The sequence below is a fragment of the Pontibacter liquoris genome (assembly GCF_022758235.1).
GTDB lineage: Bacteria > Bacteroidota > Bacteroidia > Cytophagales > Hymenobacteraceae > Pontibacter > Pontibacter liquoris.
Map to the genome: position 1 here is coordinate 1082909 of NZ_JALEBG010000001.1, position 21326 is coordinate 1104234.

Annotated in this window: 18 protein-coding genes and 1 pseudogene; 14 read left to right on the plus strand and 5 right to left on the minus strand. The window is 49.1% G+C overall.

What is annotated here, in order from left to right; all coding sequences use genetic code 11:
• Positions 1–373 precede the first annotated feature (373 nt).
• The 10 genes from LWL52_RS04375 (at position 374) to LWL52_RS04420 (ending at position 9697) form a co-directional block, all read left to right on the plus strand.
• Positions 374–1066: a peroxiredoxin-like family protein gene (locus LWL52_RS04375; RefSeq protein ID WP_242917280.1), complete on the plus strand. Its 693-nt coding sequence runs from the start codon at positions 374–376 to the stop codon at positions 1064–1066.
• A gap of 81 nt (positions 1067–1147) precedes the next feature.
• On the plus strand, positions 1148–3163 hold the full coding sequence (locus tag LWL52_RS04380; RefSeq protein ID WP_242917282.1) for a protein-disulfide reductase DsbD family protein: 2016 nt from the start codon (positions 1148–1150) through the stop codon (positions 3161–3163).
• Between the two features lie 13 nt (positions 3164–3176).
• Positions 3177–3668 (plus strand): thioredoxin family protein, encoded by a 492-nt coding sequence (locus tag LWL52_RS04385; RefSeq protein WP_242917284.1) that lies wholly within the window; start codon positions 3177–3179, stop codon positions 3666–3668.
• A gap of 601 nt (positions 3669–4269) precedes the next feature.
• Entirely contained in the window at positions 4270–4713 is a 444-nt protein-coding gene (locus LWL52_RS04390) for a carboxymuconolactone decarboxylase family protein (RefSeq protein WP_242917287.1), read from the plus strand.
• Positions 4714–4823: 110 nt separating this feature from the next.
• Complete coding sequence (locus tag LWL52_RS04395; protein WP_242917289.1) at positions 4824–5474, plus strand: HD domain-containing protein; 651 nt, start codon at positions 4824–4826, stop codon at positions 5472–5474.
• Positions 5475–6036: 562 nt separating this feature from the next.
• Positions 6037–6645 carry a Crp/Fnr family transcriptional regulator gene (locus LWL52_RS04400; RefSeq protein WP_242917291.1) on the plus strand — a complete coding sequence of 203 codons (609 nt, stop codon included), beginning with the start codon at positions 6037–6039 and terminating at the stop codon, positions 6643–6645.
• 40 nt (positions 6646–6685) lie between these two features.
• A complete protein-coding gene (locus LWL52_RS04405; RefSeq protein WP_367615651.1) occupies positions 6686–7225 on the plus strand; it encodes a GbsR/MarR family transcriptional regulator in 540 nt (179 codons plus the stop codon).
• 63 nt (positions 7226–7288) lie between these two features.
• Positions 7289–8125 carry a thiol-disulfide oxidoreductase DCC family protein gene (locus tag LWL52_RS04410; RefSeq protein WP_242917293.1) on the plus strand — a complete coding sequence of 279 codons (837 nt, stop codon included), beginning with the start codon at positions 7289–7291 and terminating at the stop codon, positions 8123–8125.
• 10 nt (positions 8126–8135) lie between these two features.
• On the plus strand, positions 8136–8819 hold the full coding sequence (locus LWL52_RS04415; protein ID WP_242917295.1) for a DUF2071 domain-containing protein: 684 nt from the start codon (positions 8136–8138) through the stop codon (positions 8817–8819).
• A complete protein-coding gene (locus tag LWL52_RS04420) occupies positions 8810–9697 on the plus strand; it encodes a Rossmann-fold NAD(P)-binding domain-containing protein (protein WP_242917297.1) in 888 nt (295 codons plus the stop codon). Before LWL52_RS04415 ends, LWL52_RS04420 begins: the two co-directional genes overlap by 10 nt.
• Positions 9698–10394: 697 nt before the next feature.
• Here the strand turns inward: LWL52_RS04420 and LWL52_RS04425 are convergent.
• Positions 10395–10604: a hypothetical protein gene (locus tag LWL52_RS04425; protein ID WP_242917299.1), complete on the minus strand. Its 210-nt coding sequence runs from the start codon at positions 10602–10604 to the stop codon at positions 10395–10397.
• 306 nt (positions 10605–10910) lie between these two features.
• Here LWL52_RS04425 and LWL52_RS04430 point away from each other — a divergent pair, with 306 nt between their 5' ends.
• From LWL52_RS04430 to LWL52_RS20625, 3 genes and pseudogenes are all read left to right on the plus strand, one after another.
• Positions 10911–14936, plus strand: a complete 4026-nt coding sequence (locus tag LWL52_RS04430) for a Kelch repeat-containing protein (protein ID WP_242917301.1) — start codon at positions 10911–10913, stop codon at positions 14934–14936.
• Positions 14937–15396: 460 nt separating this feature from the next.
• Positions 15397–15528: a hypothetical protein gene (locus LWL52_RS20495; RefSeq protein WP_255748391.1), complete on the plus strand. Its 132-nt coding sequence runs from the start codon at positions 15397–15399 to the stop codon at positions 15526–15528.
• A gap of 12 nt (positions 15529–15540) precedes the next feature.
• Positions 15541–15744: pseudogene (locus tag LWL52_RS20625) on the plus strand (DUF1801 domain-containing protein); the annotation flags it as partial.
• Between the two features lie 271 nt (positions 15745–16015).
• Here LWL52_RS20625 and LWL52_RS04435 read toward each other — a convergent pair.
• Positions 16016–17812 (minus strand): PAS domain-containing sensor histidine kinase, encoded by a 1797-nt coding sequence (locus LWL52_RS04435; RefSeq protein WP_242917303.1) that lies wholly within the window; start codon positions 17810–17812, stop codon positions 16016–16018.
• 268 nt (positions 17813–18080) lie between these two features.
• On the opposite strand from LWL52_RS04435, the gene LWL52_RS04440 reads away from it, so the two are divergent.
• Positions 18081–18971 (plus strand): cyanophycinase, encoded by an 891-nt coding sequence (locus LWL52_RS04440; RefSeq protein ID WP_242917305.1) that lies wholly within the window; start codon positions 18081–18083, stop codon positions 18969–18971.
• A gap of 351 nt (positions 18972–19322) precedes the next feature.
• Here LWL52_RS04440 and LWL52_RS04445 read toward each other — a convergent pair whose 3' ends face one another.
• From LWL52_RS04445 to LWL52_RS04455, 3 genes are all read right to left on the minus strand, one after another.
• Complete coding sequence (locus LWL52_RS04445; protein WP_242917307.1) at positions 19323–19739, minus strand: hypothetical protein; 417 nt, start codon at positions 19737–19739, stop codon at positions 19323–19325.
• A gap of 140 nt (positions 19740–19879) precedes the next feature.
• Positions 19880–20206: a hypothetical protein gene (locus tag LWL52_RS04450; RefSeq protein WP_242917309.1), complete on the minus strand. Its 327-nt coding sequence runs from the start codon at positions 20204–20206 to the stop codon at positions 19880–19882.
• 167 nt (positions 20207–20373) lie between these two features.
• Positions 20374–21009: a recombinase family protein gene (locus tag LWL52_RS04455; protein WP_242917310.1), complete on the minus strand. Its 636-nt coding sequence runs from the start codon at positions 21007–21009 to the stop codon at positions 20374–20376.
• Between the last annotated feature and the right edge of the window lie 317 nt (positions 21010–21326).

Sequence of the window (21326 nt, forward strand, 5' to 3'; positions counted from 1 at the left end):
ACTGAACCGCGAAGTCCGTTTACCGCGGCTACAGGAAAATACCCGACCACTACCCATCCGGGAAATATCGCCAACACATCGGGAACTCCTGTCATTACCTGTTGCCCGGAACCGGGCTACTTTTACTTAATTAAAAGAAGGAACGATGGAAAGAACGAGAAAGGCAAAGGTGCCTATCCCCTTAGCCCCCCGGGCCTTTAGGCGGATCAGCGGCTAGGGACTTATAGCATATGGCGGGGCCAAGCCTGGCCGCGGCATGAAGGGGCTGGTCAAAACTTTCCCGGTAATGGGAGAAGCAGACACAGGGAAATGCACCCCGATGCGCTCGTCTTGCCATCAGAAACTCACGCATTAAACCTGTAAACCCATTTATATGAAGTCAATAAATTCAGTTCAAAGCGCCCTGGTGTGGGCGGTTGCCGGCACGATGTTGCTCAGTTTCCAGGCAGGGGATGCGTTTGCCGCCCAGAAGCTCCCTTTACAAGCTGGTGATAGGGATTCGGTTGCAACGGTGGCAGGAGTGCCTTTGCTGCCACAAGACATCAGCCCGCTGCTGATAGGCGAAAGTATTCCGAAAGCAAAGCTTCCAGCTCCAGATGGGTCGTTACAGGATTTAAATGCCCTGGTGGCGCAAAAGCCTACGATTCTTGTTTTTTACCGGGGCGGATGGTGTCCCTATTGCTCCAAACAGCTTTCCGGGCTGCAGGAAATAGAGCAGGAGCTTGCAGGTATGGGCTACCAAACCATTGCCATCAGCACGGATAGTCCGGAAAACCTGCAGCACACCAAAGACAAAGGGGCTCTCACCTATCAGCTGTTATCGGATGCAGACCTGGCCTTAGCTAAAAAGTTCGGGATAGCTTATAAATCGCCGCAGAGTTACGACGCCTTTCTACCCAAAACTTCCGGCGGTAAAAACCCGGACAAGCTCCTGCCGGTGCCTTCGGTGTTTCTACTAAACCAAAAAGGAACGATTCTTTTTGAGTTCATCAACCCCGATATCACCCAAAGGCTAAGCCCCACCTTATTGAAAGCGGTTGCGGCATCACTCCGGAAAGAGGCATAAAGAAACCCACGATCACCCTGGCAGGCAGGCCGGGATCGAGCATTCGGGCTGCAGGAGACAACGCTGATGAATAAAAACAAGATGAAGAAATTTTTGATAGTACTGGCAGGGATTCTATGGTTCTCAGCCGCTGCCACCGCGCAGATTGAGCACCCTGTAAGCTGGCGTGTCACCGCAAAGCAACTAAATGCTCAGGAAGCGGATCTGATCGTGAAGGCAACGATTCAGCCCGGCTGGCATGTATACTCCCAATTTCTGAAAGCGGGTGGGCCGGTGCCGACCTCCTTTACATTCCGCCCTTCGCCGGCTTATCAACTGGTAGGGAAGGTAGCAGAAAGTCCGCAACCGGTTGCTGCTTTCGACCAGAACTTTAACATGGAGATTCTGTGGCATGAGCAAGCGGTTACCTTCAGGCAGCGCATCAAGCTTCTCAAGCCTGTCGTCTCAGTGACCGGCTCGGTTGAGTTTATGGTATGCAACGACCAGAAGTGTTTACCTCCCACGGAAGAAACGTTTGAGATTCTTTTAGGAGCTAAACCATCAACTGCTTCATCCGACCTGCAACAAGCGAAAACTACCCGGCAGGAAAGGGTGGAGAAGGCAGCAGGCACGGGCGCGGCACAGGGACAGGCCGGCGCTGCAGATGCTTCTCCGGCCTCTTATGCAGGCATTTTCATAGCTGGTTTTTTAGGAGGGTTGGCCGCTTTTTTTATGCCCTGCATCTACCCCCTGATACCCCTCACGGTTTCCTTTTTCACAAAGCAAGCAGGCTCCCGGCGCAGAGGCATACAGCAGGCGCTGCTCTACGGGCTTTCAATTATCAGTATTTATGTGGCCCTGGGAGTGCTGATCACACTCAGTTTTGGCGCTTCCGCGCTTAACGAAGCTGCCAGCAGCGCCCTCTTTAACCTGTTTTTCTTTGCCGTGCTGGTGATGTTTGCCCTCTCCTTCCTGGGTGCCTTCGAGTTGGTGCTTCCTTCGGCGTTGGTCAATAAAATGGATGAGAAATCAAGCGGCGGTGGCCTGGCCGGGCTGTTTTTTATGGCCTTTACCCTGGCGCTGGTTTCCTTCTCCTGTACAGGCCCGATCATCGGCACGTTGCTGGTGGATGCCGTTTCGAAAGGAACGTACCTGGGGCCGGCCATCGGTATGTTCGGCTTCTCTTTGGCTTTGGCTTTCCCGTTTACCTTCTTTGCGATATTTCCTGCCTGGCTCCGGGAACTTCCCAAGTCGGGGGGGTGGCTGCAGACGGTAAAAGTATCGCTGGGCTTTCTGGAGCTGGCCTTAGCCTTTAAATACCTCTCCAACGTCGACCTTGCTTACCACTGGGGTATCTTTAACAGAGACCTCTTCCTGATCGTGTGGATTGTCATTTTTGGCGTGCTGGGGCTTTATCTGCTAGGTAAACTGCCCTTGACGCAGGAGGCGGCACCCAAGCAAGTATCCCTGCCCCGGCTGATTTTTAGTATGATCGTTTTTGTTTTTACCCTGTACATGATCCCGGGCATCTGGGGAGCGCCGCTCAAGCTGATCAGCGCCTGGTTGCCACCCATTACAACGCAGGAATTTGACCTGACGGGTTACAGGGCCGGAGGCGCAGCGGAAAAGACCGCAGGCAAAAAGTACGCCTCCCTGTTTCATACACCCTATGGGCTGAATGCTTTTTATGATTACGAGCAGGCACGGGTGCAGTCAAAAAAGGAAAACAAACCGATTCTGCTGGATTTCACGGGCTGGAGTTGTACCAATTGCCGGAAGATGGAAGCGAGCGTGTGGTCGGATCCGCTCGTGTTGGCACGCTTAAAAAAGGAGTTTGTGCTGGTATCCCTTTACGTGGATGATAAAACGGAACTGGCAGAAAACGAAAAGTATACGTCGGTGTTCAGCGGCAGGAAAGTGAAAACAGTAGGCCAGAAATGGAGCGATTTCCAGGCATCTGCCTTTGGGACGAACTCGCAGCCATACTATGTGATTGTCAACGCAGCAGGAGAAAAACTAACGCACCCGAAAGCCTTCGACCTGAATATCCAAAATTACCTTGCCTTCCTGGCGGAAGGGAAAGCTGCTTTCAGCAGCATGCGCTTAGATTTAAATTAAAACGACAGGATACATGATGAAAAATAAAAAATTAAGCCGCGTTGTGCTTCAGGGTTTAGCATTGTTAAGCCTGCTGCTGGGCTTTCAGCAAGCAGCGGGGAATCCCCACCTTGCGCCTCCCGTCACCGGCACACAGATCAATTTTATCGAAAACTCCTGGGGGGCAGCCCAGAAAAGAGCGCGGCAAGCACACAAGTACATTTTTGTAGACGCCTACGCAACCTGGTGCGGCCCCTGCAAACAACTAAAAGCCACCACGTTCAGAGATCCGAAAGTCGCTGATTTCTTCAACAGGAACTTTGTAAATCTTTCCCTGGACATGGAAAAGGGGGAAGGACCGACGCTGGCTGAGACCTGGCAGGTAACGGCTTATCCAACGCTGCTGGTTATAGACCCGTTGGGCAAGGTCGTACTTCGCTACACAGGCTTCCTCAAACCAAATGATTTACTTATGCTCGGGGAGCAAGCCTTGAAAAAAGGAGCTCCAAAAGACAAGAAACCATAAAACAGCGGAGAAGGAAGTAAGCCAGCAGCTATTTGAAGGGAGAAATGTCTTAACTTCGAATGTACGACCGCAGGGGATACCGGCTACCTTTCAAAAAGAAGCACCTGCTGACCCGATCCTTCCTAAGGGCTTATTCTTTCGTCCGCTTTTTTTCTTGCAGGTTACCATCTAAGGGCAGGAACTGTTCTTGATGGCAGCTCTTTGTGCCTTGAGCTGCTTGCGGGACTCCTTTCGACTTTTATTCGGTATTTTACAGGTATCTTCTGGCTGATCTGACGTAAACGATAAGTACCCGGAGGAGGGGTTGGCAGCAATCAAATCCTGCTGTTGGTCCCGCTTTCATACGCGTGATGAAGCTCTAAGAAAAGAGCGGCAGGAAATGCTTTTGCAGGCAATGTATCAAATGGCCTTCTCACCCTTTCCTGCTGCCTGCCTTCCAGGCCGGATGGACGCTAGTGCTGATGCGCTGCCCTGATGGTTTGATTTCCTTTCTTTGCCGGAAACAGGTGAACCAGCCGAAAGAATCGTTCTTAAACCAGTTCAAGTCTTAAGCTATTCCTTTTTTGGACCTTTGCTTAATCAAATATAAACAGTCGAAGCGATGGAAAAGCGAGTAAACATTCAACAAACGGAACCTGGAGCATACAAAGCCATGTATGCCCTGGAAGGTTACTTCAAGACCACTCCGTTAACCAGCACGCATAAGGATTTAATAAAGATCCGTGCCTCACAAATTAACGGATGTGCCTACTGCATTGATCTGCATACCAAGGACGCCCTAAAAAACGGAGAAACAGCGCAACGGATTTTTATGTTGAATGCCTGGCGGGAAACGGATTTCTTCACCGAGGAAGAGCAAGTGGTTTTAGCCATGAGTGAAGAAGTGACCCTGATCCACAAGCAGGGATTGACCGAGGAAACGTATAAAAAGGCGGAACAGGTCTTTGATCAACATTACATAGCTCAAATCATCATGGCTATTGCGACGATCAATGCCTGGAACAGAATAGCCATAAGCACCCACCTGGCTCCTATACGGGATTAAAGCAGCGGCACAGTCCCTTACGATGGCACAGAAACAGGCAGCTGATACCCGGTGACAGGTAGGTGTTTCGCGGGCTTATCCGCTTGTTTTGCTCTTAAACTTAAAAGCCTATGGCATCAAGTAAACCCAAGGTCGTTGCCGGCATTCAGCTACCTGACAGTACGATAGCGACGCAGGCCACCGCGTTGTTACGCGAACATGGTACAGCATTGCTTTATAATCATTCTTTACGGGCGTTCTTATTTGCTTCTTTGAATGGGAAGCAAAACAGGATTTCGTACGACCCGGAACTCTTGTATGTCAGCGCTGTTTTTCATGACCTTGGGCTAACACCGCAGTATAGCAGTCGGGATAAAAGATTTGAAGTAGATGGTGCCAATGCTGCCCGTGATTTTCTTAAAAGTCATGGCCTGTCGCCGCAGGCGCTCCAATTAGTATGGGATACGGTTGCCCTTCATACAACCCCGGGTATTGCAGAGTATAAAGAAGCGGAAGTGGCTTTACTCAATTACGGTGTGGCCCTGGATGTGGTAGGTAGAGGCTATGCGCACCTGCCGGCACACCAACGGGAGGAGATTATCGGGCAATTCCCGCGTACCAGCTTTAAGAAAAAGATTATTCCTGCGTTTTATGACGGCTTCAAACATAAGCCCCAGACGACTTATGGAAATATCAATGCCGATATATGTGCGTGTATGAGCCCAAACTTTGAAAGAAAAGACTTTTGTGAGGCTATTCTGCAATCTCCCTGGAGCGAATAAGGTGAATTTACCTTTTCCTGCCCTATCCAAACAGGGAACGACAGATGGCAGGAGAGAGTACAGGGAGACCATCCTAAAGGAGTGCAACAGGGTCGTATAGCATCAAAAGCTGCTGCTGCCCTTAACCGGGGTAGGGGCAGGTGATTTTAGGGCCTGATGGAATCAGACAGCACGCGCTCAGATGAATGGCGGGCTGAAGCCCTGCACAGGCAACAGAAGCAGTGCATGCAGCAAGTGGGGATTTAGCAGCATATGCAGCGAAAGGGAACGTCACAGGAAAAAGAAAACGGGGCGGGCAGGAAATGCAGCGGGGGTAGGATGCCGTTTTGAAGATGGATGAGCTCTTTGTTTTGCGCAGCCCAAAAAGCTGAACAAAGCGGAAAGGAATGAATGGAACGGGATGGAAAACCAGCATTGCCGGATAAGGCCTGGTTACAGCGCGTTAACGCGTGCTTGGGCCGATGCTTTCACCAGGACGTCGGGCACCTTGCCGAACGTGTGCCACACCACCCGTTCCCGCAGGAAATGCATCCGGTCAAGCGATGCAACACATGTAGAAAGGATGAACAAAGCGGTATTTCAACATATCAACAAATTTGTTTCCATCGATGAAAATGAATTCGATGACATCATACTGTATTTCACCCGGAGAAGCGCCGAGAAGAAAGCATTGCTAATGCGCCCAGGGGATCTGGCACTCCATGATTATTTTGTCCTTTCAGGTTGCCTGCACATGTACTTTACAGACAAGAAAGGAACAGAACACACCATCCAGTTTGCTTTGAAGGGGTGGTGGCTGGCAGACTATGCAGCCCTCCAGGGTAAGAAGCCTGCCGGATTCTACATGCAAGCCGTCGAAGACTCAGAGCTGCTCAGTATCTCCCAGACAAAACGGGAAGAACTTTTTCGCGCTTTTCCTAAAATGGCATCTTATTTCAGAGCGGTATATCAGATCGCTTATGGAGCGTATCAAACGCGGATGAAGTACATGTTAAGTTACTCCAAAGAAGAAATCTATTTTGAATTCAGGGATTCGTACCCGGAATTTGTGAACAGCGTACCCCAGTACCTAATAGCAAGCTACCTGGGGCTTACCCCCGAATACATCAGTAAATTACGCCGTAAAGGCATTTTCGCTGCAGCGCAGGCAAGCATCAAACCACTTAAATAAAACATGGAGAACTAGCAGTTTATAAAACTTTCAATACGTATTGGAAGTATATAAAAGTATACTACATTTGAGCATGGAACTGCAAGAAGGAAAAGAGAAGTTCATACAGGCCTGGGGAACACTGGGGTCAAGCTGGGGCATCAGCCGCACCATGGCCCAGGTGCATGCGCTGTTGCTCATTTCACCAGATCCTTTGAGCAATGAAGATGTAATGCAGGAACTGAGCGTGTCCAGGGGAAACGCCAACATAAACCTTCGCGCCCTGCTGGACTGGGGCCTGATCAGAAAGGAGCTAAGGCCGGGTGAGCGGAAAGAGTACTTCGTAGCCGAGAAGGATATGTGGAAGGTCGCCAAACAGGTGATCCGGGAGCGACGCAAGCGTGAGCTGGAACCGATGCTGCGGATTTTGGAAGAGCTCAAGCAGGTGGAAGGGACAAAAGGGGACAAGGAAGGGGAGGCGTTCACCGAGGCGATCAGCAACCTATATGACCTGTCGGCCAAGGCTGACAACACGCTGAGCACGATGCTGCGGGCTGATGAGCACTGGTTTCTCGGCTCTTTTATGAAATTAATGCGCTGATATTTTTTTGTTCAGTATGTTTCAATAATTATTGGAAGTTCTAGAAGTTAAATTACTTGTGCCATGGAAAACAAGTTGATCATCTACGACGGCAACTGCAACGTGTGTGTGGGGCTCCGCGACATGATGCTGCTGCTGGGGCTGGTGGAGCAAAAAGAGTGTGTTGCCTACACAGCACTCGATGCCCGGTTGAAGCAGCAGGTAAGCGCTGAGCGCTTCCGCAACGAGATGGCCCTGATCGACACCGGCGGTGGGGAAACACGCTACGGTGCAGAGGGGGTCTCTTTCGTGCTGGCAGACAAGATCAGGCTCCTGCGGCCCTTGTTTCGTTTCAAACCTTTCTATGTGCTGTTCCAATTTCTTTACAAAACGCTTGCCTTTAACCGGTACATAATCGCCATTCCCCGCCAGCAGGCGATTGCCTGTGACTGCTATCCCGAGGCCGCAGAGAAGTTCAGGATCAGCTTCATTGCGCTAGCGGTCCTGCTTGCCGTTTTGCTGACAGCCCTGTTCGGTGTTTCCGTACATGAAGCACTTGGTGTTGCTCCACTGGCCGGAGCGGGGCAGCTGCTGCTCATCGCCGGCACAGGGTGGGTGATTCATATCTTTATAGCGACCCTCACCCTGCCAAGGTCGCGGACACTGGATTATGTGGGCCACCTGGGCACCATCATGGTTGCCGGACTTCTGGTGCTTTTACCCGCTATTCTCTTTTACCTGGTAAGTGGGGTGCTTTTCTACCCCTTGCCCGCGCTAAGCGTGGCATGCAGCAGCGGCCTGATGCTTTACCTGCATTACAAACGGGTAAAGTACCTGGGCATGCCTCAGCGCTGGACCCTGCAGTGGTTCCTGCTGCTCCAGGCAACGGCAGTGCTATGGTTAGGGTACTTTCACCTTTAATGCGCTTATCATGGAAATGCTGAAGAAACTGCCCATCAGGTATGTGGGGGAACTACACCAGGTGCGCCTGATCAACTTTTCAGTCGAAAAGGAAGAGGTTTTGCCGTACCTGCCAAAGGATTTGAAGGTGCGCGACTATCACGGCCGCGCTTTGATCTCCCTGGTCAACGTGAAGCTGCGTAACATGCGGCCCAGCTTTGCACCCAAGCTCTTGCATTTTGATTACCAGCACATCGGCTTCAGGCTTCTGGTGGATGATGCTCCCTACAGCGGTGGTGCGGCCAGAGGCATTTACTTTCTGCGCTCCTTTACGGATAAGGCGCTCATAGTGCAGGGAGGACGCTATCTCACAAACTATAGGTTGGAGAAAGCCCTCATCACGAACACCGAAAACCGTTTTGAACTGAGGCAGGGTGAAACGTATCTGACGTATACGTTGCATGAGGACAGGCCGCAGAAGGTAAGGCCAGCGCTACAGGAAATGATAGGGGCGCTGGACAGGGCCTACTCCCACATAGACGGCCAACTGGTCAGGGTACGAATCATGCGGGAACGCTGGCCGATCGAGTGGATGTCCTGCGAGGGCTTTGAAACCAGCTATTTTCAGACGGCCCGCTTCGAAGGAGCCTTCCAGGTGCGGGACGTGATTCATTACCAGTGGTTGCCACCCATGCCGGTTGTCCCATGCGCATAGTGGTGCTTGGTGGCAACGGTCAGCTGGGCACGCGGGTACTAAAGCATCTGCTGCAGGATTACCCGCAGGCACAGGTACTGGGGTGTGCACGAGCCGAAAGCATGGCTTCTGTAAAAGAGGATAGGCTGTTATCACAGCACCTGCTTTCATTTGATCCCTTCAAAGAGTCCTGGGGGAAGCTGGGCCGGGTGGATGTGCTGGTTAACTGCATCGGCATTATCAGGGAGACGGCCGCACTTGATTTTGAGCAGGCGCACATAGGCTTAGCGCAGCTGATGCTGCAGCATCGGGAGCTGCTCGGGAACCCGAGGATCATACAGCTGTCTGCTTTGGGCGCAGCCCTTCCTTGCCCTTCCCGGTTTCTGAGCACCAAGGCGCAGGCCGACAGTGCGCTGTTGAAACACCCGAATGTCGTGGTAGTACGGCCATCCATCGTCTGTACACCGAATACGATGCTGAGCCGGAAACTGCAGGTGCTGAAAAAGCTTTGCCGGCTGTCGTTTGGGGTGCTTCCTTTCCCGGAGCGGTTACTCAAGACAAAGCTGCAGCCGGTGATGATGGAAGACCTGGCTGCCCTTATTTCCCGCCTCTGCCTGCAAAGCCCCTACAGAGGAGTTGTGGAGGTGGGAGGGGCAGATGTTTATGCTTTAAGGCAGCTGCTGGCCCTGGTGCCGACCTGTCAGAAAATAGTGCCTGTCCCGCAGGCTTTGTTCGAAGCCCTGCTGCCAGTGGTTACGACGCTTTTTCCGGCGTTGCTGGACAGGGAGCAGCAAGTGCTGCTTCAGCAGGATAACCTAGCAGACAGCAGTGAAAGTGAACGTATATTAGGCAGGAAAATGGCAGGTACTGGCGCGTTTTGGAGGAGGGAGTTGGAGTAGACCAATGCGAACAGGTAGCGGGACAGGCGAAACCGAAGGGGAGACCAGCTGTTTCTATCAAACCCCAAAAAACCGCTCCAGGTGAGATGAAGCCGTTTTTAATTCCCCTAGTGTCCAGGAGCCCATCTTATCCCGAAGAGGTCCAGAAAGAGGCGTAGGGCTCGCCTTAAAGCGCAACATGTATTTCTTTGATATCTTAAATTTAAGATCTGTTTCAGGAAGCTATAACGTTGTTTTGCGTTTGCCATCTACCACCCGCTGCGGATGGCTTGCGTTGCATGCGATCCAGCTTACTCAGGCTCCCTTCTTGCACGGAAGTTTGGTTTTGCCAGGTTCCGCCAAAACCCCGGTAAGCTTTCAAAGATACCCTGCCTGGCAGATTTTTATGTCCCTGAATAAAGTTTGATTCCTTGTTCTCGCTTTATCAGCGGGGAAGCTACCTGCTTTTCCACTGACACAGTTCAGCCGGCTGAAGAACCCGCTGCCTAATCGGCTGGCCCGCAAACAAAGAAGTTAACTAAGGCTTCAGCTAAAATAGGAGAGGGTATCTGAAGCAAAATAATTTATTTGTTCCTTTTCTGTTAGGCTGGAGCACAGGACCTGCTTATTTAACTAAAAGAGAAGGTGTTTGAGGTTCACTGTTTAGCTTAGAGAATCAAATTACTGTCCTGTTTTGATAAAGGCGTCCCTGCTGTTTTTAGCCTATTGGATTCCCTGAAGATTCATCTATATTTGAAGTTTGTTTAAATAAAATTAGGCGAGCACGCTGTCTTAGATTTACCTTGGTGTATTGGGGCGGCTTTCCAGCTATTTTATTTTCTTGTTCATGCGATTGGATAGTGTCATTTAAGTAATTACAGGCATTTCTTTCTATTATTTTATCTTTATCTATGTTCTTTTTGCTCAAAGCTTAACATCCTCGATGTCTTCGTTGAACCCGAATGGTTCTTGTCAGAAACTATCAAATTCTTACCGTTTGTTTTTAAGAGTTAATGCTCAAAGAGCAAATACGCTTCAGCAGATAATGAAACTCAAATAGCGGTTGTCTTGAATTTGATATTGAAATAAGCTTTTAAACACAGGAATCATCATCGTGCATCGAATAACCGGCTTCCAGGCAGATAATTAAAAATTTCGTCTCTTTCGGGGCCCATTCTTACAAGCAGTATACATCCATCTGTGCTAGTTCATTTCTAAACCCTTTTCTAAGTGTATGCATAAAACCTTTACTTTCAAATCTGCCTTTCAGGCTTTCATCGTATTGTTTTGTATCCTATTGTCCATCATTGCTCCAGCCCAGACACCAAAGTGGGCTTACCTGAAAGGGGATAAAAATGCAACGCGGTACGGCGTTTATGGCACGCTAAACACAGCAGACCCTGCAAACCAGCCCGGTGAGCGGCAAAATGCTGTTACCTGGGAGTTGGATGGCAAACTGTACTTGTTCGGCGGTTCGGGTTATACCGAAAAAGGGTGGGGTACTATGAATGATCTTTGGGAGTTTGACCATGCGACGGGCAATTGGCGATGGCTCAAAGGAAGCAAAGAGCCCGTTTCTACGGCGGTGTATGGTACATTTGGAGTAGCAGCACCTGAAAACACACCCAATGGCCGGACGCAGGCTTCCGGATGGGCAGTAAACGGTAAACTGTACCTGTTTGGCGGAAGTAACGGGTCATCAGGCAGTTATAATGACCTGTGGGAATACACTATTGCCACGGGCTACTGGCGATGGATTAAAGGCAGCAACACAACCGGAGCAAAAGGGACCTATGGCACACAGACAGTTGCCGCTGCAACAAACATACCCGGTTCCCGATTAGGCGCTATGACCTGGGCGGTGGGGACCAAGCTTTATTTATTTGGTGGGTATGGTTGGCGTGCCGCTGGATCCTATTCAGAGGATTCTCTTAATGATCTGTGGGAATACGATACCAGTACGGGCAACTGGAAATGGCTAAAAGGCAGCAGCAGTTCGGGTACAGGGAGCTGTGGCACTTACGGTACGATGGGCACAGCAGCCGTTGGTAATAACCCAGGTTCCAGGTCAGATGGAACGGTATGGGAAAGTGGCGGCAAACTCTATTTATTTGGCGGAAGCGGTTTCGGTGCCTATACAAGCAATGGGTGCCAGTCAGGGCAATTAAATGACCTATGGGAATATAACCCGAGCACCAATTACTGGCGCTGGCTAAAGGGAAGCAACCTGCTCAATATGTCTCCGACATACGGCACCAAAGGCGTTGCAGCTGTTGCTAACACGCCCGGCAGCCGACGAGGTACCTATAGCTGGAAGCAGGGCAGTAAATTATACTTGTTTGGCGGGCTGGGATACAACACCACCTATGGCTTTAACAACGACCTGTGGGAATATGACATAACAACGAATGTGTGGCGCTGGCTATCAGGAGGCAATACAGTCGGTCAAAATGGTGTATATGGCACCCAGCAGATAGCGGCTGCAGCCAACACACCTGGCGCCAGGTATTCCGGTATGGCATGGGCAACTGCTGGAAAGCTATACTTGAAAGGTGGAATCGGGTTTGACGCAGAGAGCCAGGGAAGTCTGACAGACCTTTGGGAGTTTGATGTAGTTTCCGGGCAGTGGCGTTGGATGAGCGGGAGTAAACATGCCACCAAGGCAAGTGTCTTTGGCGTGCAAGGAGTAGCCTGTACTGAAAATACACCCGGGGCGCGGTACGGAAGTGCCACCTGGCAGGTAAACGGCAAGATGTATCTTTTTGGGGGAAGTGATAACACAGGTAAATACAACGATTTGTGGGAGCTTGATCAGGCAACCGGGAAATGGCGCTGGTTGAAAGGCTCGAAAAAAACAGACGATGCCGGTGCCCTGGGAACACAAGGCATTGCTGCCCCCGGGAATGTGCCTTCTGCACGGTCGCAAAGTGTAAGTTGGAGCATGGGCAATAAGCTTTACCTGTTTAGTGGGGATAATGCGCTGAATGATCTATGGGAATATGATCTAGCATCAGGCAACTGGCGCTGGCTTAAAGGAAGCAGCAGTTGGAGTACCAGTATGGGCACGTACGGCACACAAGGGACAGCAACGGCAACAACTACCCCCGGTAAACGATCAAATGCCTTGGGCTGGGCAAGTAAGGGTAAATTGTATCTGTTCGGTGGAAAAGGATATGCAACCTCAACGTCTCAGGAGGGCTACCTGAACGATATTTGGGAATATGACCCTACTACTGGCAACTGGCGCTGGATAAAGGGCAGTAATGCGATCTATCCATCGGGAAACCCATACGGTACGGGTAGCACGGTAACCCCGTCCGGGTTATTTGGAAGTCAGGGATGGGAGCTGGACGGCAAATTATTTATGTTTGGTGGAGCGGATGATAATTTGAGAATGAACAGCAGCCTATGGTTGTTTGATCTGGCAACAAACAACTGGTCGGTTATCCATGATAGTAGCCAACCTGAATACGGAACAAAAGGAATAGCTACCAACAACACAAATCCGGGAGGCAGATGGCTGCCGGCAACCTGGGTGAGCAATGGTAGGCTTTACCTGTTGGGCGGAAGTACTTATCCTACTGACAACACTTACCAGGTTAAAAATGATGCCTGGGAGTTTGACATAACTACAAGCCAGTGGCGATGGTTGTCAGGAGAGCAGGCTATTCAGCAGAACAGCATCGCAGGAGCGCAGGGAGTGGCATCCTCAATGTTTAGTCCAGGAGCCAGAGCAGGAGCAGCTTCTTGGATGGCGGGTCATAACCTCTACTTTTTCGGCGGCAGCGGGTTTGCCGAGTTAGGGGGGGCTGATCTCCAAAATGATCTTTGGATGGCTGTGTTGCCGCAGCCTCCGGTGATGGCATCGCAGCCCCAAAGTATTAAAGTCAATGAAGGATCAAATACGTTCTTTCAGGCGGAGGCTACCGGAACAGACCTGGCGTATCAATGGCAGGTAAACACAGGCAACGGAATATTTACTAACATCATCAACGGCCCCTTTTATAGTGGGACTACAACCAATCGCCTGGAGATAAGCGGAGCAGGTGCTCTATTAAATGACTACACCTACAGGCTGGTAGTAAGCAATGGTTTCACGGTAGCATCCGAAGCGGCAACCCTCACTCTAAACCGTGCACCAGGTGCGCTTGACCTTTCTTCTTTGACAATTGACGAAAATATAGTTGCTAACACGGTGGTAGGTATTTTTACTACGACAGACCCGGATGGTGATAATCGCTTTACCTACTCATTGGAAGCAGGTACGGGCGGAGTGGATAATGGGGCTTTCACAATCATCGGTGACCAGCTTCAGATAAAGGCTTCTCCTGATTTTGAAACCCAAGCCACCTATTCCATAGTGGTCCGAACAACCGATCCAGATGGCCTGTATTTCCAAAGAGCCTTTGAAATTACGGTAAATGATATGGATGATACCCCACCTACAGGCTCGGTAAGCATAAACAATGGGGACGCCTATAGTAAATCAGGGGATGTTATGCTTACCCTAACGACAGGAGATGCTACACAAATGCGCTTCACAAATGACCAAAGCAGTTGGGGAACTTGGGAAGGAGTTGCCCTGACGAAACAGTGGACGCTGGCAGCGGGTGATGGCGCAAAAACAGTATACATGCAGCTAAAAGATAATGCCGGCAATATTTCTGTTCCTTTCACAAGCAACATCCTGCTGGACACGACACCTCCGACCGTAAGCATTCGAAACGAAGTTCCCGCTAATAATTTAGATTCCTTTCTGCTGCAAATCGTTTTCAGCGAGGATGTCAATGGCTTTACAGCGGATGCTGTAACATTGGCGGGTGCTACAAAAGGGACATTCGCAGGTTCTGGAAATTCTTACACCTTGGTGGTTACACCACTGGACAAGGGGGTGCTTACGGCGAATATAGCGGCGGGAGCAGCCACCGATGCGGCAGGCAACAGTAATGTGGCGGCAACTCCGTTCTCTTTAACAATCACCGGCCTGCATGAACTAGAGAAATACGCAACGCTTTTGATTTCACCTAACCCAGTAAAGCAGCAGGGTAAGTTACAGATGCAGGTATCGGGGCTGAAGGGGAGACATTTTCAGGTTCTAGTAGTTGATGCTAAAGGACAGCAGCAATGCCAGCGGAATTATACGGTAACGCATGGAGAAGTTAATGAAGAACTGTCATTAGCTAACTTGGCTGCGGGCATCTATTTCCTGCAGTTCACGGATGGAACAACTTCCAGTACGAAGAAGATTGTAATCCAATAATAAAGTATTATAAAAGCTAAGACAACAGGTATAGAAAGCCTGTGCCTGGATAATACTACCCCTATAAGCGCCTTTAGTAGATTCAAAGGCGCTTATAGGGGTAGTCTTTTATGAAGCGTATCGAAAAGCTTGTATAAGGTACAGGGACATACCGTATACCTGTACGTTAGACACTGTTTCGGATGGCATGTTACAAGTAGGCTGCTTAATCAATAGAGACCAGTACTGCGAAGATGGAGCAGTTTTACTCGTGATCTGGCAGCTGCGAAAGCCCTAACCCAAAATTTAATTTGCGAAGTATAACCCCTGCTGATATTTGACAATGCATCAGCTTCACTATTGCGACTGGTTTCTAGTACATGTCCTAAGTAGAGGCAAGTATAGAAGGCTTTTATGGGTATCATGATGATTGTAAAGAAGCTAAGTAAACCCGCAGCATGGATACCAAACGAATTTTAATATGGAAATCAATCGTATGCATGATCAATTAACCGAATTTCTCAATAAAGCCTCAGAAGAGCAAAGATGTATTATGATAGCTGTTCGAGATTTGTTGCATGCGACCGGACCGAACGTGGAAGAAAGCTATTAATGGGGCAGGTCAGTTTTTAAGAAGGTCAAAAACTTTGCTTATCTCACTACAGCAAAAGATTATGTAACACTAGGCTTTTTTAATTGCCAGAACCTTCACGACCCAAACCATTTACTGGATGGTACTGGAAAGAATATGCGACATATTAAAATCAAGCATGCAGGTGAGATAGATGAGAAGCTGCTAAAAGAATGGTTTCAAAACTGCGTTAAATAAGAAGGCGCTACCCCCCGTGCGACAAGTACTATTTACTTATACGCGCGCTTGTCTGCCATGGCGGCATTACCCGCTCCACGCTACTGCGTTAGATCATGCGTTGCCTGAGCAGCATTTGCTGACCACGCCGAAAGTCCATAATGGTTATGTGGCTACCATAAAAGACGGGGAGCAAATCCCTACACAAATACTCGTGTGGGCTGCCAGCGTGCTGGGTACTTTTTTGGAAAATCTGCCATCTGCTTCTCTTCTACAGGCAGTAGATTCTCGTTTAATCAGGCACTAAACATTTGATTTTACCCTGTTCAATAGGGATAGCAATTGTTACCTGGGTCCCTGCACCTGTTGGGGACTTGGCAATGTCAAAGGTGCCGTTTAGTAATTTCACCGTATCCTTAATGCTGCGCAAGCCAATCCCCCTGTGCTTCGATGAACTTTCGTTCATGCCGATGCCATTATCCCGCACTTTCAGATGTATCAGTTCGCCCTCCTGGTAGAGTAGCAGCTTTGCCTCAGTGGCTTTGGAGTGCCTGATGATATTGTTGATTAACTCCTGGCTGATCCGGTAAAGGGCAAGTTCCTGGTAAGGTTCCAGGGTTAGGTCAAGCTTTGCTACTTGGCATTCTAATCTCAGGCTTTCACATTCGAATCGCCTGCACATTTCCAGGATGGCCTGTTCTGCGCCAAGATCTTTTAACATGAAAAGAGCTAGTTCGTGGGATACCCTTCTGGTTTCATGAATGGCTTCCGTCAGGAGCTTATTCAACTTTTGAACATTTTCCGCCGGTATGTCTTTGGCCGCATCATCCACTTGCAGCTTCGCTGCATACAGTAGCTGCGCTACCCCATTGTGTAAGGATTCAGAAATACGGCGCCGTTCTATTTCCTGGGCCCCTAAAACCGCTATCAGTAATTTTTTCTGTTGTTTTAATGTAAGCTGCAGGTTTTCTTTTTCTGCTTTTTTGAGCTTGGAAATATCTGTGGTCGTTGTAGCGACACCATCATCCAGTTTCACGGTAGACTGGTAGTACCAGCCTTTGAACTGCTCATGGACATAGTGTCGTTCGCTCTTGTCGGACTGGCCTGTTTGCACAACCCGTTTGAACGTGTCAAAGATACCTTCCTGCACCACTCCCGGGTTCAAGGCCAGCAGGCTTTTGCCAATCACATCGCCATAGACCTTTTCTGATGCCAGGTTATTGAGTATCCATACAAAGTCAACGATTTCTCCTTCTTCATTCCGTACTGCTTTGAATACCTGTATCATGTCTGCCGAGCTGTCAATAGTTGCTTTCAGCAGCTCACGGTTCTCCTGTAAGGAATGAGCTGTCTTTTTCTGTTCCGTGATGTCTTTCGTATTCATGATAAAGCCATCCCCCATCTTGGCTACTATTTGATGGAACCAGCCATTGAACTGCTCGTGTCTGTAGTACTGCTCCCGCTCAATGGGTGCGCCGGTTTCGGTTACTTGCACAAATAAATTGAACAACCCTGTTTCTATCACACCCGGATTTCGGCGCAGCAGACTTTTCCCCAGCACGTCCCCGTTCTGTTCGATACCCTTCCGGTTGAGCATCACCCAGGTAAAGTCAACAATTTTTCCCTGCTCATCGCGCACAGCTTCAAAGCCCTGCACAACGTAGAGCGAGCTGTCCAGGGTTGCCTGTAGTCTTTCTTTTAAAGCGGCGGCTTTTTGCCCGGCTTTTTTGCAGGACGTAATTTCCCGGTCAATGGTTAGCACATGCGCTACAGTACCATCAGCTGCTAAATCAGGAACCAGGCATGATTGATAAAGGCCATCTCCTGTGGGTGTAGCAAAGACGAACGCATGCTCGATGGGCTGGGCTGTTTCCAGAACAACTTGCAGCTTCTTACTCCAAAGGGTCGCCACATGTTCCGGCTGCCCTAGCTCCCGCATTGTTTTCCCCAACAACGAATCTACCCCTCTGCCCATCCTTTTGGCAAAGGCCGGATTTGCATAAATCAACCTGCACTCCTGATCCCATTGGGCAACAGCATCACAAGACTTCTCAACTACCAAACGGGATAGGGCTGTATTCCAAGTCATTCTTATGATTTAAATAGGTTACTTAAGGTTACTTGGCTGATAATAATACGCATTAGAAAAGGTATTTAACTCAAATAAGATGCAAGATGTTTTACCCTATTGCTTAACAGCACTCTAGAGCATTCATTCAAGCAGGAATTTTACGTGTTATTATGCTGGGCTGGCGACTGGTTCTGCGGGGAGCAACCCGGATCACTTCCATTCAGCTCTCTTTATACGTACGCCGTATTGTATACAGGTCCCCACCAGCTACACAGTGAAAGAAAATATGGCCGTTAAACAAGCTAGAAAAAAAAACCAACCACAGCAGCTACCCCTGCCGAAAGGGAAGTTGTTGGCCATTGGCGGCAAGGAGAGCAAAAGCGAAGAGAATCGCTCCCAGGCACAAGAGGATAACAGGGGCTTTGTCAGTGAACAGATCCTCAAGCGCTTTGTGGATGAGCTGCAAGGAAAAAAACCGCTGGTTGTGATCATTCCAGCTGCCTCCAGCCTTCCGGAAGAATCGGCGCAAGATTATCTCACCGTATTCAAAGCGCTTGGGGTTAAAAACATCCGGGTAGTCGATATACGAACCCGGGAGGATGCCAAGAACCCGGAAAACATCGAGCTGGTTGATCGGGCCGCCGGCATCATGATAACAGGAGGGGACCAGCTCCGGTTGACATCTATCCTGGGAGGCAGCCCATTTCTGGAACGCATCAAAGAACGTTATATCAATGAGCCAGTCATTGTTGCCGGTACCAGTGCGGGGGCTTCCGCCATGTCTACCAGTATGATTTATGCCGGGGAAACGCAAGGGGGCATGCTCAAAGGGCAGATGAGCGCCACGGCAGGGCTGGACCTGCTCAAGAACGTTGCCATCGATACCCACTTCATTCAGCGGGGGCGCATTATCCGTATGGCACAGGCAGTGGCCCAGAATCCGGGCTGTATCGGCATTGGGCTGGAAGAGGATACGGCAGTTCTGTTAAAAGAGGGCAAGGAACTCGAAGTAGTGGGTAGTGGCCTGGTTACCATCCTGGATGGTATGGACATCAGCAGCACCAATATCTACGAGATCGAAGCAGGGGAGCCTTTTACTATCTGTGATTTGAAACTGCACCTGCTGGGCAATGGGAAGACCTATACCATCCCGTCTTATAACGGCGGGCATCATTAGCAAAAGGTGTTGGCATTTGTGCAGAAACGCACCATAGCCAAGCCGTTACACTGTGACGCCTGGCGTTAGGAATTTCCAGAAAAAAACTAAAGAAATCAGACACATTGTCTATAGGACCTTGTTTACAAGGGGCGGGGGTGTTCAAGGGAAATGGAAACGCTTTTGGCTGACTGGGTGGGTCTGTTTTGCGCAGGAGCTATTTGCCTTGGCGTAAGCTATGGACTTATACCTACTAGTTGCTGAAAAGGAAATCGAATCTGCAGCCTCTAAAAAGATAATACTACTAACTTATGAGCAACAAAGAATGATAGTAGTAGCGATTAACTAGCTACCGTATAATCCCTCTGTAGGCTAGTTAATCGGCTGCAAGAGCCACTTCAATGCTTCTGTACGAGTTGAGAACAGCTTCACATCTACCGGAAGGGCAATAGCGCTTTCAATTTCTTTGAGGATACATATTATTTTCTCTTCCCGCACCACATCAGAGGTTGTAATGCGAGCTACTTTCTTTAAACAGGTAGGCAATAGCCCCACAGTTAAATGTGCCATGACCGCTTTGTATTCTTTGTCAGAAAGGTCAACTGTATTGCCCGTAAAATCAAGCAGGATGCGTTCAATCTCCTTCTCACGTACAGTGGCAACGATGGAAGAAAAAGCCTGCCGAACCTCTGCGACAGAATAAGGCTTGCGCTCCTGCCACTCGACGTAAAGGATGTCTTGGGCCGTAGCGTAATCCAGCTTGATGAGGTGGTCTTGATAAAGAAGCATAGTTAATAGACTAGTAACATTTGTCTGAGTACAGTGATGCCTTCCCCGTTTATCTCGTCACCCGCACCTCGTAGTTTTTGTAGTTCCGCTATCAAATCAGCATCAGTCACATACATTGTATTCTAACTTTATAAAGCATATTATTTCCTAGCTAACTCAAAGAAGGGATTAAGCGCATCTTTTGCTAAGGCAATCAAGTCATTGATGTTATTGATAGCTTGCGAAGCATCATCAGGGTTAGCTTTCTCTAATGCTTCATTTAAAAGCGGAAGAGCCTTATTCTTCCCATTCCATAAAAGACTGTCTTCTGATGGATCTAGATCCAGGTGAGAGAGCTTGCTTAGGGAGTTCCTGCAAACAACTCGAACTTTTGTTTTCGCCTCTTCCTGCTTTGAATCCAGCTTACATAGAAAGTAATACCCATCACTAAGCTCCTTTACCAACTGTATGTTTTCTCCTCGAACCATTTGTGCCTGTTATCTATACTCCATCCCAATATGAGTTGCTGGAAGGCGAATGAACTGCTAAAGTACTAATCTATCAGCTAAAACTATATAGTAATGTGTAAATAAACAATATTAGTTAGAATGATACTGGTGATCTGTTGATCGAATAAAGAGGTGATTAGTGTGCCTTAAAAGACCGGTTCTTTCAGTATGCGCTTCACTTTCATGACCATGTGAGGGGATACGGCACACCGTCTGGCAATCTCCCGCACGGAGCATATGCCTTCCTTCAGGTACTCTGCTACCTTCCTGTTCTCCTCCAGCAACTTGGCTGCACTTTTAACAGTGCCTTTGGGTCTGGCTAAATGCTTGCCCTGCCGTTTGGCTTCCTGCTGGCCTGAGACGATACGCTCTACTAGCGATTCCCGCTCCATCTGTGCCAGGTCTGCCAGGATGCCCGGTACCATCATCGTTACCGAATCCTTCCTGCGCTGCTTATCTAAGGAGCGTAGGTTGCGGTTTACCACATGGGTGCAGACGCCCAGTTCAGCCAGTTCCAGGATGATCTGGCGCACATCCATGTTGTCCCTGCCCAGCCTGGACAGCTCCAGGCAGATAACCTCTGAAATCTCCCCTCGTCTGGCCAGTTCAAAAACTTCCTCCATGCCTGGACGCTCGTACTTGTTCTTTGTCCCAGACACAGTTTCGCAGACAGTATAGATCACCTCAAAGCCATTGCGTCTGGCATAGTCAGTGAGTTCCGTAACCTGACGGTCGGTGTTCTGTCTGGCAGTAGAGACACGGGTGTAAAGGGCAGCTTTCATATGCAGCTAGATCTGGGGTTAAATAGTGAGAGCTGCAGATATAGTGAATGTGTCAATAAAAGCTAGTGCTTTGCGTGACACATAGAAGGTGTGTTTTTTGCTGCCTATTTTGGCAATATAGCTGTAAAGATGAATGAACGCTTTTTTGATACAGCAGGCGTACTTTAACATACCAGCAAAGTAAGCGAAAGGTGATGCTGCCATGGCTAACCAGTAACACTGCCTCCTTTGATTAGGATGACAGTTAATAGCAGACAAAGACCAGAAATTTGGTCCAGATGTAACAACTACTGTTCTGTCATAGAGGATTACCCTGC